Genomic DNA, 13,837 nt, shown 5'->3' on the forward strand with positions numbered 1-13,837 from the left:
CGGATGATCGGCGAGGATGGGGATGTGCACGTACGCCCCATCTCGCCCGCCGCGCTGGTCGAGGAGCTCGCCGACCGCATCGCCGCGACGCCCGCCCCTGCCCGGGTGCGGGTCGCCCTGGACGGCGCGCCGCCGGCGCGTCCGGGGGACCTCGCGGACGCGCTCATCGACCCGCTGCGCGTGCGCGGGCGCGAGGTCATGCGCGTCTCCGCGTCCGACTTCCTGCGCCCGGCCTCGCTGCGCTTCGAGTTCGGCCGTACCGAGCCCGACGCCTTCTACGACGACTGGCTCGACGTCGGCGCGCTGGCCCGCGAGGTCCTCGACCCGCTGGAGCCGGGCGGCTCGGGCAAGGTCATCCCCACGCTGTGGGACAGCGTGATCGACCGCGCCACGCGCGCCCCGTACGTCACCGTCCCGCCGGGCGGGGTGCTGATCATGGACGGCGCGCTCATGCTCGGCCGCTGGCTGGCGTTCGACCTCACCGTGCACCTGTGGCTCTCGCCGGGCGCGCTGGCCCGGCGCACGCCCGAGGACCAGCGCTGGACCCTGCCGGCCTACGCCCGGTACGAGGACGAGGCCGCGCCGAGGGATCTCGCCGACGTGGTCGTCCGGGTCGACGACCCCCAGCACCCGGCGGTCATCGACCGCTGACGGTGCCCCCGCCCGCCCGTCCCTACCGGGTTCGTCCGTAGTGCTCCGGCCTTCAGGCCGGGGGTGAAGCGGACTGTCCCGCGTAGCGGGGCAGGAACAGCCGATTCGCCGCCAGGCGAACCGGCGTCCATCTCGATCAGAGCGGTCGTTTCTGCTGCTCGATGTACTGCTTGAGCACGGTCAGCGGGGCCCCGCCGACCGACCCGGCGAAATAGGAGCCGGACCAGAAGTGGTCGTCCTGCAGGTACTTGCGGACGTGGCCGCCGAACTCCTTGCGCAGCATCCGAGCCGAGACCCCCTTCAGCGAGTTGACCAACTTGGACAAGGCCACCTTGGGCGGATAGTGGACCAGCAGGTGGACGTGGTCGTCCTCGCCGTTGAACTCGCGAAGTTCGACCTCGAAGTCGGCACAGACCTCCCGCATGATCTGTTCGCAACGGACCAGCATCGGGTCGGTGAAGGCCCCACGCCGGTACTTGGTGACGAACACCAAATGGGCATGAAGGTCGTGAACGACATGCCTTCCCGTGCGCACATCACGGTTCGGTTCCCATCTCGGTGACATAAACCAAACGGTACGGTCAGCGTGTGGAGCAGATGAAGCAGACCCGGGCGCATGTGGCCCGCCTGGAGTTGAGCGCGGCCCAGGCGGCGGTGCTGGACGCACAAGCGCACACCGCCCGCACGCTGTGGAACCTGCTGCACGAGTACTTCACCTTCCGGCAGGGCCGGTTCGCGACGCTGAAACAGTGCGACGAGGCGATCCGAGCGGCCCGTCGCGAGATCGACTGGATGGGCCAACTGCCCGCCCAGGCGGCTCAGGCGGTGTTGAAGACCTACCGGCAGGCGTGGGTGAACCACTTCGACCCCGATCACCCCGCCAAGCGCCCGGCGTTCAAGGCCCGGTTGCGATCCCGGGCGGCAGTCGATGTGCCCCAGGCCCGCGACCTGCAGATCAAGCGGGTCAACCGGCGGTGGGGTGCGGTCAGCCTGCCCAAGGCCGGGCGGGTGCGGTTCCGGTGGACCAGACACCTGCCCGGCGTCACCAGGGGCGGCCCGGCCGGACGGATCACCGGAGCTCGGCTGGTCAAAAACGCCTTCGGCTGGCAGATCGTGTTCCGGACCCAGACCATGGCCGCTCCGGTCACCGGCCCCCATCCCGGTCCAGCCGTGGGGATCGACCGGGGGATCACCGTCGCCTTGGCGTTGTCGGACCAGACCATGCGTGAGCACGGCCCCTGGCTCACCGGCGGTGAGCGCGAGCACCTGCGCCGCCTGGAGAAGAAATCCGCCCGCCGGCGCGCTGCCCGTACCCCCGGGCAGCGGACCTCTCATCGGCTGATCCGCACCTATGACCAGATGGCCAGGCTCCGTGCGAAAGCCAAGCGCCGAGCCGTCGACTGGCAGCACCAGACCACCACCGAACTCGCCGGCACCTTCAGCGTGGTCGTGGTGGAGGATCTGAAGATCACGAACATGGTTCGCTCTGCCAAGGGCACGATCGAACATCCCGGCCGCAACGTGATGCAGAAGGCGGGGCTGAACCGCGCCATCACCGGCGAGGCGTGGGGCCGCACGGTCACCTTTCTGGAGTACAAGACCCGTGATCGCGGCGGGCTGGTGGTGAAGGTCCCCGCCCCGGGCACCTCGCAGACCTGCCATCGGTGCGGGCACCGCGACGCGGCCTCGCGTGACGGCACCCGGTTCTCGTGCGCCAGCCCCGCGTGCGGATGGACCGGCCACGCCGACACCAACGCCGCGATCAACATTCGCAACGCCGCAGGAACTGTGGTGTCAGGACGTGGAGACCTCGGGGCTGCCCGGTCTGTGAAGCGTCAACCCCCGCGCGCCGCTTAAGCGCGACGCGACGGGAGAATCTCCGGCCTTCAGGCCGGAGAGGAGTTCAACGAGCCGAGGGCTTCGCAGGGGATGCTCTTGGCGTGTATGCGGGCATATCTGTGTCCTTCGTGGCTGTTTGACCTGGTAAGACGCTTTTCTTCCGACGGGACGTGGGGTCGTCGAGATGTGCGGAATCACCGGATGGGTCGACTACGGCAGGGATCTCCGGGAGTCGAGGAACACGCTTCACGACATGACCGAGCAAATGGCGTGCCGGGGGCCCGACGACGAGGGCATGTGGATCTCCCCCCACGGCGCCGTGGGCCACCGCCGCCTGGCGATCATCGACCTCGAGGGCGGCCGCCAGCCGATGACCGCCGAGGAGGACGAGGAGGTCCAGGCCGTCCTCACCTACAGCGGCGAGGTCTACAACTTCCTCGAACTACGCGCCGAGCTGGCCGCGAAGGGCCATCGATTCCGCACCCGCAGCGACACCGAGGTCGTCCTCCGCGCCTACCTGGAGTGGGGCATCGGCTTCCCCACCCGCCTCAACGGCATGTACGCCTTCGGCATCTGGGACGCCCGCACCGAGGAACTCCTGCTCGTCCGCGACCGCCTGGGCATCAAACCCCTGTACTACTACCCGACCCCGGACGGCGTGCTGTTCGGCTCCGAGCCCAAGGCCATCCTGGCGAACCCGCTCTGCCGGCCCGTCGTCGACGCCGAGGGCCTGCGCGAGCTGCTCTCCTTCGTCAAGACCCCGGAATGCGCGATCTACCAGGGCATGTACGAGGTGCGCCCCGGCTCCGTCGTCGTCGTGAACCGCCACGGCGTCGCCAAGGAGCGCTACTGGCAGCTCGAATCGCACGAGCACACCGACGACGTGCACGCGACCGTCCGCACCGTCCGAGGACTGCTCGACGACATCGTCGAACGCCAGCTGATCTCGGACGTGCCGCTGTGCACGCTGCTGTCCGGCGGCCTGGACTCCAGCGCGGTCACCGCCCTCGCCGCCCGGGCCCTGCACGAGCACGGACAGGGCAAGCTGCGCTCGTTCTCGGTCGACTTCGTCGGCTACACCGAGCACTTCAGCCCCGACGAGATGCGCGACACCCCCGACACCCCGTACGTCCACGACCTGGTCCGCCACCTGAAGAGCCTCGGCGTCGAGCACACCGACATCGTCCTGGACTCCGGCGACCTCATGGACCCCGTCGTGCGCTCCGCCGTCCTGCGGGCCCGCGACATGCCCACCGGCATCGGCGACATGGACACCTCGTTGTACCTGCTGTTCAAGGCCATCCGCGCCCACTCGACGGTCGCGCTGTCCGGAGAGTCGGCCGACGAGGTGTTCGGCGGGTACAAGTGGTTCCACGACCCCGAGGCCGTCAACTCCGGCACCTTCCCCTGGCTGGCCGCGCAGGGCGGGCAGCGGTTCACCGCCCTGGAGGAGGTGCTGAACGAGGACCTCGCCCGCAAGCTCGACATCCCCGGCTACCGCGCGGCCCGCTACCGCCAGGCGCTGGACGAGGTGCCGCGTCTGCCCGGGGAGACCGGGCTGGAGGCGCGCATGCGCGAGATCAGCTACCTGCACCTCACCCGGTTCGTGCAGATCCTGCTGGACCGCAAGGACCGCATGAGCATGGCCGTCGGACTGGAGGTCCGCGTCCCGTTCTGCGACCACCGGCTCGTGGAGTACGTCTTCAACGCGCCGTGGGCGCTGAAGACCTTCGACGGGCGTGAGAAGAGCCTCCTGCGCGCGGCGGTCACCGACCTGCTGCCCAGGTCGGTGCTGGAACGGCGCAAGAGCCCGTACCCCTCGACGCAGGACCCCGCGTACGAGAAGGCGCTGCGCGAGCGGGCCGCCCGCGTCCTGTCGGGGCATGTCGCGGCGGAGCCGCTGGTGGACGTCGCCAAGGTGCGCGCCCTGCTGGACCTGCCGCAGGACTCGGTGAGCCGCCACGACGTCCGCGCCGCGCTGGAGGGCTTCCTGCAGTTCAACGCCTGGCTCGAACGCTACCGGGTGCGGGTCAGCCTGTAGCGTCCGCTCCGAGACGGCGGGGGCGTCAGAGTTCTACGGACCTCACGTCCAGCGATCCGAAGAGGGTCGTGTGGACGTTGGAGAGCCTGTCCGAGTGGCCGGCCACGTTGCGGTAGAAGAAGAGGGGGATGGCCGGCAGGTCGCGGGCGAGGATCTTCTCGGCGCGGCGGTAGAGGGTCGCGGCCCTGGCCGGGGACGGGGTGCGGTCGGCGGCGGCGAGCAGGGCGTCGAAGCCCTTGTCGCTGTAGCCGGTGAAGTTGCTGGAGTTCCCGGTGCGGTAGGTCGCCAGGACGTCGGACATGTGAGGGGTGTCCAGGAGCCACGCCCAGCGGTACGCGCCCGCGAGCCTGCCCCGCGTCGCCCGGCTCAGCAGGTCGGCGAAGGTCGGCACGCCCTTGGCCACCACCTTGACCTGGCCGCCCAGCGCCTTGGTGGCGGCGGTGGCGGCGAGCCTGGCCCACCGCGTGTTCCGCGCGTCCGCGTTGTAGTAGATGGTGAAGGTCCTGGGCGGGGTGAACCCGGCGGCGCGGGCCTTGGCGAGGGCGGCGCGTGCCCCGGCCGGGTCGTAGGCGCAGGCCTCTCCGCAGGTCCCCCGCCGCGCGCCCGGGGTGGGCGGCGGTACGAAGGAGTCGGCGGGAACGCGGCTCGCGCCGAACTCCTCGCCGACGGCCTCGCGTGGGATGGCCATGGAGACGGCCCGGCGGAAGTCGGCGTTCCCCGAGATCCTGGGCTGTTTCATGGGGAAGTTCAGGACGTGGATGCCGCCCGACGGCGTGTTCACCACGCGCCCGCCGAGCCCCGTCGTGCGCGGGAGGTTTGGCGCGAAGTCGACCTGCCCGTCCCGCAGCGCCTTGTACGCGGCGTCCCAGTCGGAGTAGGTCCGGTAGACGATCCGGGTGGCCGCGGGCAGGGCGGTGCCGCTGTAGTCGTCGTACCGCTCGACGGTGACGTCCTGGTCGGTGCGTGAGACGAAGCGGTACGGCCCGTTGCCCACCGGGGCCTTGTGGTACTCGGCGGGGCTCGCGAAGAACGAATCGGGCAGGGGCGCGAACGCCAGGCGTCCGAGCATGGGGACGAACCCCCCGAACGGCTCGTTCAGCGTGATCGTGAACGTGTGATCGTCCACCACCTTCAGCCCGGAGAGCACCCCCGTGCGCGTGGGCTTGCCGAACCCGGCGATGTGGTCGAAGTAGTAGGAGCCGTTCGCGCTCGCGCGGGCGCCGTGGCTCCAGGCCCTGACGAAGTTGCGGGCCTTCACCTCGGTGCCGTCGTGGAAGCGCCAGCCCTTCTTCAGCCGTACGGTGAAGACCTTGTTGTCCCTGGTGGTGATCGAGGACGCCACGGCGTACCGGGTGGCGGGCCCGCCGGGCAGGTATTCGACGAGCCCGGTGAACATCGCGCCGAGCGCCTCGCCCCCGCAGTCCTCGTCCAGCTCGGCGGGTTCCATGGTGCCCGGCGGGCAGGCGGCGACCGTGATCTCGCCGTCCTCGGCGGCGGACGCCGCGGGGGCCAGGGCGGCCAGGGCGATCAGGGGCGCGGCGGCGGCCAGGGTGGCGCGTCGCGTAGCGGGCATTCTCGACCTCCACGAAGGCGGGAGGGATCACGCTAGTGGAGAAGGCCTCCCCTTCGTGGCCGAAAACGCCCCGGTCCCCGCCCCCGGCACGGCGAACGACGACCCGGCCCCCGGGGGACGGTGACCCGGCGGCCCGTCAGGGGGTCACGCGGTTCAGGCCCTCGGTGATGCCCTGGCGGAGCATGTCGCCGTACGGGCCGGCGGGCAAGGCGGCCGCGTGGTCGGCGGCCAGGCGGAAGTAGCGTTCGGCTTCGGAGGGGTCGCCGAGAAGCTCGTGCGACGCCCCCATGTTCAGGTACAACGACGGGTAGAACTCGGTGACGCGGTCGTCGCCGGCCGCGTGGGCGTGGTGCAGCGACACGGCGTTCCACAGCAGGACCTCCTCCGCGGAGTCCTGCTGGCGGGCGACGTAGTGGGCCGCGACGCAGGCGTCGAAGTCGTCGGACCGCTCGGCCCACGCCTGGTCGAACAGCCGCCTCGCGTCCTCGGGCCTGCCCTCGGCCTCCGCGCGCATCCCCTCGGCGCACAACCTGACCACCGCATTCTCGAGATCGAGATCCACGACTACCTCCCTTGTCCGGCACCGAGCAGCCTAGGCATCGGGTACGACAATTCGGGGGGAGCGGGAGTAAGGGTCAGCGGGCGGGGGCGCACTCGGGGCAGATGCCGAAGATCTCGACCGTGTGGTCGACCTCGACGAACCCCGCCTCGGCCGCGACGCGGTCGGCCCAGCGCTCGACGGCCTTGCCCTCGACCTCGACGCTGCGCCCGCACGAGCGGCAGGTCACGTGGTGGTGGTGGCGGCCGGTCGCGCAGCGGCGGTACAGCGTCTCGCCGCTCTCGTCGCGGATCGCGTCGACCATCTCGTTCTCGCTGAGCACCTGGAGGTGCCGGTAGACGGTGGTCAGGCCGACCTGCTCGCCCTGGCGGCGCAGCTCGGCGTGGATCTCCTGCGCGCTGTGGAACCCGGACAGCTTGCCCAGCACCGACACCAGCGCCTCAGCCTGCCGGGTTCCCCTGACCCGGGTGCCCCGGGTCGGGGGCCGGTCGAGCTGGGGTGTGGTCTGGGCCGATTGTGACGTCATGCTGAGCCCTCCCGCGTCGTGACGATCACCGGCCGCGGAACACCGCCGCGCCTACGAACATTACCAACGCGTACGGGTGCCTAGGCGTTCCCCGTGGGTGGCGGCGTGGGCCGGGCGCCGCACCGGTCCGACGGGCGCGGCTTCGCCCCGGGGGTGGCGGTGGCGCGGGCGTGGCATGCTGGCGTCCGTCGTCCCGTCGCCCCACCCGGAGAACGAGGCCATGAGCGTTACCTGGCGTCACCTGCCCAAGCCCGCGCGGGCCATCGCCGAGGCGGCGACCGGCGCGGTGCGGGCCGCTCGGTCCCGTGACGCCGAGGCGTTCCAGACCGAGGCGACGCGGCTCGCCGCGCTCGACTCCGAGCAGGTCGGCAACGTGCTGGGCGCGGTGGTGCGGTCCCTGCTCGAGGAGCTGCACCCCGACGGGCTGACCGCGGACGACGTGCGAGGCCTGGTCGGGCACTGCGTGCGGTCGGCGGCGGAGTGGTTCCCCGGCGTCGAGGCCGATGTCGTGGTGATCCTGGTGGCCGGGGCGCTCGGCCTGCACCAGTCCGGGCCCGAGGGGTTCACCCTGGACGGGGCGGAGGTCGCCCGGCACGCGCCGCTGCTGATCACCGACCTGCTCGCCGCCTCGGGACGTTCGTGGAACGAGGTCCTGGCCGCGGCCTTCTCCGGCATCGAGCTGATCGAGATCGCCGAGACGCCCTGACGGGTGCTCCGAGACGCCCCGGCGGATGCTCCGAGACGCCCTGACGGTGAGGGGAGAGGTCTGACGGGGCTTTGACCGTGGCTCGGTGGCCACGTTCCGTGGCCGGGGGCGTCGCTCGGTAGTCGCTCAGTAGAGGTGCGCGGCCGAGCCCACGAGGGCGGGCCGCGCGAGGTGGCGCCAGGTCAGGCGCACGCCCGTGACGCGCTCGGCGAGGGCCATCGCGGCGAGGAGGGCGTCGGCCGCCGTGTCCTCGTCCGTATCCGGGGCCATGTCGTCGGCATAGTGGTGGGCATGGTGGTCGGCATGGTGGTCGGCAACGCCCTCGGCCGGTTCGCCGGCGTCGTCGTGATCGGTGGGCAGGTCCAGGGCGCGCATCTGGGGGAGGAGCCGGTCGGGGGACGCGCCCCAGCGGCCGTCCGGGGCGCCCGGCTCGAAGCCTGTGACGAGGTGGCCGTCGGCGGCGAAGAGGAACTGCGGCCCGTCCTCGGCGTCGTGGCACACGGCCGCCGTCACCGTGCCCGCCGAGAGACGCCGGGTGACCTCGGTCAGCGTGCCCGCGCGACCCTCGTCCTCCAGCAGGACGGCGCCGCCGATCGCGGCGTACGCGGCGATCGGCCGGGCGTCGGACGTCTTGCCGGGGTCGTCCGCCGGCCGGCCCGCCACGCCGACGCGGCGGAACGCCTCCTCGGGGGACAGGTCGCGGACGAACGTCAGGCAGAAACCGGACGCCCATAAGCTGTCGCCGTACTTCTCTTCGAACCAGGCGTAGTCGGCTGCCGTCGCGTCGGCCATCGCGCGATCCCTTCGACGGTTTCGGCCCTGCGGCATGATCTTGCCAGGACGGTCCGACAGAAATCCGGCGCTCGCCGCGTTCGGTATGGCGGGGACGGCGGCGCGCCCGGCGCGGGGTGCACGGTCCACTGCGGCGGTCCGGGACAATGGAGGCGTCAGGCTTTCTAGGAAGGATGTGCCCATCGTGGCTATGAGCGCTGAGGCCGACTGGGTCTCACGATTCGCGGACGAGGTCATTGCCGAGGCGGAGCGCCGCGCTCCCGGCAAACCGATCGTCTGCGCGTCGGGGCTCAGCCCTTCGGGCCCGATCCACCTGGGCAACCTGCGTGAGGTCATGACGCCTCACCTGGTCGCCGACGAGATCCGCCGCCGGGGCCACGAGGTCGTCCACATCATCTCCTTCGATGATTTCGACCGGTTCCGCAAGGTGCCCGCGGGCGTCGACTCGTCGTGGTCGGAGCACATCGGCAAGCCGCTGAGCTCCGTGCCCGCCCCGCCCGGCAGCGAGTACCCGAACTGGGCCGAGCACTTCAAGGCGCCGATGATCGCCGCGCTGGCCGAGCTCGGCGTCGAGTACCACGGCATCAGCCAGACCGCCAAGTACACCTCCGGCGCCTACCGCTCGCAGATCTTGCTCGCCATGCGCGAGCGGGCGCGCATCGACGAGATCCTCGACCGCTACCGCACCAAGGGCAAGGCGGCCAAGAAGGCCCCGCAGCAGGGGCTGGACGAGGCGGAGGCCGCCGCCGCCGAGGCGGCGGCCGAGGGCTCGGGCGCGGCGAGCGAGGACGACGGGACGGCCGCGGCGGGCTACTTCCCGTACAAGCCGTACTGCTCGGTGTGCGACCGCGACATGACCACGGTCACCGCCTACGACGACGAGACCACCGAGCTGTCCTACACCTGCGTCTGCGGCCACTCCGAGACCGTCCGGCTCTCGGAGTTCGACCGGGGCAAGCTGGTGTGGAAGGTCGACTGGCCGATGCGCTGGGCGTACGAGGGCGTGGTGTTCGAGCCGTCCGGCGTCGACCACAGCTCGCCGGGGTCGTCCTTCGTCGTCGGCGGGCACATCGTCAAGGAGATCTTCGGCGCCGAGCAGCCGATCGGGCCGATGTACGCGTTCGTCGGCATCAGCGGCATGGCCAAGATGAGCAGCTCCAAGGGCGCCGTGCCGACCCCGGCCGACGCGCTGGGCATCATGGAGGCGCCGCTGCTGCGCTGGCTGTACGCGCGGCGCAGGCCGAACCAGTCGTTCAAGATCGCCTTCGACCAGGAGATCCAGCGCACCTACGACGAGTGGGACACGCTGCGGCGCAAGGTTCACGAGGGCACGGCCCTGCCGGCCGACGTGGCCGCGTACGGCCGGGCGGCCGCCACCGCCGCGGGTCCGCTGCCCACCACGCCGAGGCCGCTGCCCTACCGCACGCTGGCCTCGATCGTGGATATCACCACCGGCCACGCCGAGCAGACGCTGCGCATCCTGCGCGACCTCGACCCGGAGCACCCGATCACGTCCCTGGACGAGACCCGGCCCCGGCTCGACCGCGCCGAGCGCTGGGTCACCACGCAGGTCCCGGCCGAGCAGCGCACCCGCGTGCGCGAGGAGCCGGACGCCGCGCTGCTGGCGTCCCTGGGCGACCGCGAGCGCGAGTCGCTGCGCCTGCTGCTGGACGGGCTCGACGACCACTGGTCGCTGGACGGGCTGACCGAGCTGGTGTACGGCGTGCCGAAGGTCCAGGCCGGGCTCACCCCCGACGCCAAGCCGACGCCCGAGCTGAAGGTCGCGCAGCGCGAGTTCTTCGCGCTGCTCTACACGCTGCTCGTGGGGCGGGACACCGGGCCGCGCCTGCCGACGCTGCTGCTGGCGGCCGGCGCCGACCGGGTGCGCGAGCTCCTCGGCGGCTGAGTTCTGCGACGAGGGCCGTTCCGGGATGTTCCCGGGGCGGCCCTTCTCCTTTCTCCGGGTTCTCTCGCGACCGTGTGGCCGACGGCATGGGCTTCGCGGCGTCCTGGCGCGTGTCGGCCGCCCGGTTCGCGTTTCTCTGGAATTACGGGCTTGGGCGGTCTGTCGGGTCTCGTGCATTGGTCGCCACATATCCCGGGATTGGCGTAGAAATCCGCATCCACCGCCGAATCCCCTAAGATCCTTGATGTACCAAGTACCGGGCGAGGAGTGGCGTGAACGAGCCGAAGGCACCAGCGGGAGTCGATCCGTTCACGCCGAGCGTCGCGAGGATGTACGACTACTACCTCGGTGGCAAGGACAACTTCGCGTCCGACCGCGAGGCGGCCGAGAAGATCATCGAGATCCTGCCGAACATCCGCGACATCGCCCGCGAGAACCGCGAGTTCCTGGTCCGCGCGGTGACCTACCTGAGCCGCCAGGGCATCCGCCAGTTCCTGGACGTCGGCGCCGGGCTCCCGACGCAGCGCAACGTCCACCAGGTCGCCCAGGAGCTCGCCCCCGAGTCCCGGATCGCCTACGTCGACAACGACCCCATCGTCCTGTCGCACGCCCGCGCGCTGCTGGCCGAGAACGAGCGCGTGATCGCCGTGGACTCCGACATGCGCGACCCCGAGGCCCTGCTCGGCCACAAGCAGATCCGCTCCCACCTGGACTTCAGCCGGCCGGTGGCGATCCTGCTGGTCGGCGTGCTGCACTTCGTCCCGGACGACGACGAGGCCGCGCGCGTCGTCACCGCCATGAAGGACGCCCTCGGTCCCGGCGGCCACTTGGTGATTTCGCACGGCTCGCTCCGGCCCCTGAGCGACGAGCAGGAGCGCCAGGGCCACCAGGTGTTCAGCCGCACGACCGTGCCGGGGACGAAGTCCCGTTCGGTCGAGCAGGTGCGCGCCTTCTTCGACGGCCTGGAACTGGTCGAGCCCGGCGTCGTGGAGCTTCAGGACTGGCGTCCGGACGTGCCTCTCTCGCTGGTCAGGTCGGGCGAGGCGGGCGCGGTCGGCGGCCTCGGACGGGCGGTCTGACGGCTCGGGCCTCCGCCCCGCCGCACCTGCGAATCTCGAAGGACCCCGGTCTCCGGCCGGGGTCCTTTCGCGCGCACGGGTAAGCGTCCACCCGGCCCTTCGCGTGCGCGGGTCAGGTGCGCGCCGCCCCTTCGCGTGCGCGGTCCTTCGCGCGATGGGGCCGCCTTCCGAGCCCCCGCGCCGCCGGTGTGGCCGATCTCACGCGCGGCCCCCTCCGAGCCCCGTCATGGCCGCCACCGCCCGCCGGTTGGGCACATCGTCGCAGGTAGAGGGCTAGATAAAAGATAGCTTCATGCTAAGCTGTGTGAACGAAAAAATTGACCACCCTGTCCTGGCGCCCGTATGGTCCTGGCAATCGGGGACCTGGAGCACTTTTGATGAAGCGACTCACAGCGATCGCCGCCCTGGCGGTGGTCGCCACAGCCACCGCCTGCGGCACCACGGGGAACACCTCCTCCAGCGGGGCTGGAGGCATATACACCACGATCGACGGTTCGAAGCAGATCGACGCCAGCGCGCCGATCAACCCCTTCAACCCGCAGGGCAGCACGTTCATGGGCTACGACGCGATGTCGCTGGGCTGGCCCAAGAACGACCTGATGAACCCTGACCTCTTCTACCCCGGCCTGGCCGGGAGCTGGTCGGTCACGCCCGGTCAGGGCGAGGTCGTCATCCACCTGCGCCCGCAGGCCCGCTGGTCGGACGGCAAGCCCGTGACCAGCGAGGACGTCCGCACGTCCATCGGCCTCGCCTACACGCAGGGCGGCAGCGCGTACACCGTCAACTCCGGCGCGGCCGGGGCCGCGGCCGACATCACGGTGGTCGACGCCAAGACCGTCAAGATCACCCAGGGGTCCAACCGCAGCAACGCGTTCCTCAGGAACGTCCTGTCGACGGTCGTCGTCCCCGCCCACGTCTACGGCTCGCTGCTGCCCGCCGGCTTCTGGACCACGCTCAAGACCGCCCAGGGCACCGGCCCGGCCGCCGACAAGGCCAAGGCCGTGATCACCGGCCTGGCGCAGAAGGTCATCGGCTTCTCGCCGCCCGCGGACGTCTCGGCGGGCCCGTTCGTGCTGGAGCGGATCAACCCCGGCGCCGCGCTGCTGAAGAAGAACCCCTACTTCTACGACGCCGCCAAGATCGTGCCGGACAAGGTCAAGGTGCTCAACTACACCGGCAACGAGCAGATCTGGAACTACCTGGTCTCCGGCAAGCTCGACAACGCGCCGTTCACGGCGGTGCCGGCCGCCGTCATGGCCCGCATCAAGGCCACCAAGGGCAACGAGATCCGCAAGGGGTACTCCCCGGTGGCGGCGTCGCTGGCGTTCAACCAGGCGCACAAGCCGTACGACAACGTGCACGTCCGCCGCGCGCTGGCCTACCTGATCGACCGCGGCCAGCTCACCAGGGTCGCCTCGCCCGAGGCGGGCACGCCGGCCGTCACCACCACCGGCATCCACGCCAGCGCGGCCAAGGCGTGGCTCGGCGACGGGCTCGCGAAGCTGAACCCGTACAAGGTCGACCCGGCCAAGGCCACGAAGGAGCTGAAGGCGGCCGGCATGGTCAAGAGGAACGGCCTGTGGGCGATGCCGGACGGCAAGCCCTGGAAGGTGCGCCTCACCGTGCCCGCCGAGTTCTCCGACTGGGTGGCGGCGGCCAAGTCGATCGCGAGCCAGCTCAACGACCACGGCATCGACGCGACCGTGACCACCTCGGCCGACTACACGCTCTACCTGGACGAGCTCGCGTCGGGCAAGCTCGACATCGGCTTCTGGCTGATGGCGCTCGGCCCGTCGCCGTACAACATCTACCAGCGCCTCTACGGCTCGGCCAACGGCTGGTCGTTGCTCGCGGGGCGGCTGCGCCACTCGCCGCCCGGCAAGGACGGCAACTGGATGGGCGGCCCCGAGGTCGTCGGCGGGGTGAACCCCGGCGAGCTGACCAACCGCCTCAACCTGGCCACGCCGGAGGAGCAGAAGCGCATCGTCGGCACGCTCGCGGGGCTGACGAACCAGCAGCTCCCGGTGATCCAGCTCTACGACTACGTCAACACCCAGTTCGTCAACACGACCCGCTACACCGGCTGGCCTCCGGCCGGCAGTGAGGCGCTGCGGCTTCCCGCGGGCGTGTGGATGCAGCTCGGGATGATCGAGAAGAAGTAGCCT

Annotated in this window: 12 protein-coding genes; 7 read left to right on the forward strand and 5 right to left on the reverse strand. The window is 70.9% G+C overall.

From position 1 onward, the window contains the following. Positions 1-3 precede the first annotated feature (3 nt). Entirely contained in the window at positions 4-651 is a 648-nt protein-coding gene (locus DQ384_RS34900; RefSeq protein ID WP_245966995.1) for a nucleoside/nucleotide kinase family protein, read from the forward strand. A gap of 136 nt (positions 652-787) precedes the next feature. Here the strand turns inward: DQ384_RS34900 and tnpA are convergent, their stop codons facing one another. Further along, the gene (gene tnpA / locus DQ384_RS34905; RefSeq protein ID WP_114033152.1) at positions 788-1,216 is read right to left on the reverse strand and encodes an IS200/IS605 family transposase; all 429 of its coding nucleotides are present in this window, start codon (positions 1,214-1,216) and stop codon (positions 788-790) included. Positions 1,217-1,248: 32 nt separating this feature from the next. On the opposite strand from tnpA, the gene DQ384_RS34910 reads away from it, so the two are divergent. Next, the gene (locus DQ384_RS34910) at positions 1,249-2,508 is read left to right on the forward strand and encodes an RNA-guided endonuclease InsQ/TnpB family protein (protein ID WP_114033206.1); all 1,260 of its coding nucleotides are present in this window, start codon (positions 1,249-1,251) and stop codon (positions 2,506-2,508) included. 166 nt (positions 2,509-2,674) lie between these two features. Further along, positions 2,675-4,531: an asparagine synthase (glutamine-hydrolyzing) gene (asnB, locus tag DQ384_RS34915; RefSeq protein ID WP_114033153.1), complete on the forward strand. Its 1,857-nt coding sequence runs from the start codon at positions 2,675-2,677 to the stop codon at positions 4,529-4,531. Between the two features lie 25 nt (positions 4,532-4,556). Here the strand turns inward: asnB and DQ384_RS34920 are convergent, their stop codons facing one another. The 3 genes from DQ384_RS34920 to DQ384_RS34930 all read right to left on the reverse strand — a co-directional run bounded on the left by DQ384_RS34920 (position 4,557) and on the right by DQ384_RS34930 (position 7,189). Next, a complete protein-coding gene (locus DQ384_RS34920) occupies positions 4,557-6,104 on the reverse strand; it encodes an ABC transporter substrate-binding protein (protein ID WP_114033154.1) in 1,548 nt (515 codons plus the stop codon). A 136-nt stretch (positions 6,105-6,240) separates the two neighbouring features. Next, complete coding sequence (locus tag DQ384_RS34925) at positions 6,241-6,666, reverse strand: hypothetical protein (protein WP_220183295.1); 426 nt, start codon at positions 6,664-6,666, stop codon at positions 6,241-6,243. Between the two features lie 73 nt (positions 6,667-6,739). Then, positions 6,740-7,189 (reverse strand): Fur family transcriptional regulator, encoded by a 450-nt coding sequence (locus tag DQ384_RS34930; protein WP_114033155.1) that lies wholly within the window; start codon positions 7,187-7,189, stop codon positions 6,740-6,742. Between the two features lie 220 nt (positions 7,190-7,409). On the opposite strand from DQ384_RS34930, the gene DQ384_RS34935 reads away from it, so the two are divergent. Then, positions 7,410-7,895 carry a hypothetical protein gene (locus DQ384_RS34935; RefSeq protein ID WP_114033208.1) on the forward strand — a complete coding sequence of 162 codons (486 nt, stop codon included), beginning with the start codon at positions 7,410-7,412 and terminating at the stop codon, positions 7,893-7,895. 126 nt (positions 7,896-8,021) lie between these two features. Here the strand turns inward: DQ384_RS34935 and DQ384_RS34940 are convergent, their stop codons facing one another. Further along, the gene (locus DQ384_RS34940) at positions 8,022-8,687 is read right to left on the reverse strand and encodes a DUF6461 domain-containing protein (RefSeq protein WP_114033156.1); all 666 of its coding nucleotides are present in this window, start codon (positions 8,685-8,687) and stop codon (positions 8,022-8,024) included. Between the two features lie 190 nt (positions 8,688-8,877). On the opposite strand from DQ384_RS34940, the gene lysS reads away from it, so the two are divergent. From lysS to DQ384_RS34955, 3 genes are all read left to right on the forward strand, one after another. Next, complete coding sequence (gene lysS / locus DQ384_RS34945; protein WP_114033157.1) at positions 8,878-10,593, forward strand: lysine--tRNA ligase; 1,716 nt, start codon at positions 8,878-8,880, stop codon at positions 10,591-10,593. A gap of 272 nt (positions 10,594-10,865) precedes the next feature. Further along, positions 10,866-11,672 (forward strand): SAM-dependent methyltransferase, encoded by an 807-nt coding sequence (locus DQ384_RS34950; RefSeq protein ID WP_245966996.1) that lies wholly within the window; start codon positions 10,866-10,868, stop codon positions 11,670-11,672. 377 nt (positions 11,673-12,049) lie between these two features. Beyond that, positions 12,050-13,834: an ABC transporter substrate-binding protein gene (locus tag DQ384_RS34955; RefSeq protein WP_114033158.1), complete on the forward strand. Its 1,785-nt coding sequence runs from the start codon at positions 12,050-12,052 to the stop codon at positions 13,832-13,834. The last annotated feature ends 3 nt before the right edge of the window (positions 13,835-13,837 follow it).

Origin of the sequence: Sphaerisporangium album (assembly GCF_003323745.1) — a bacterium.
Classification (GTDB): Bacteria; Actinomycetota; Actinomycetes; order Streptosporangiales; family Streptosporangiaceae; genus Sphaerisporangium; species Sphaerisporangium album.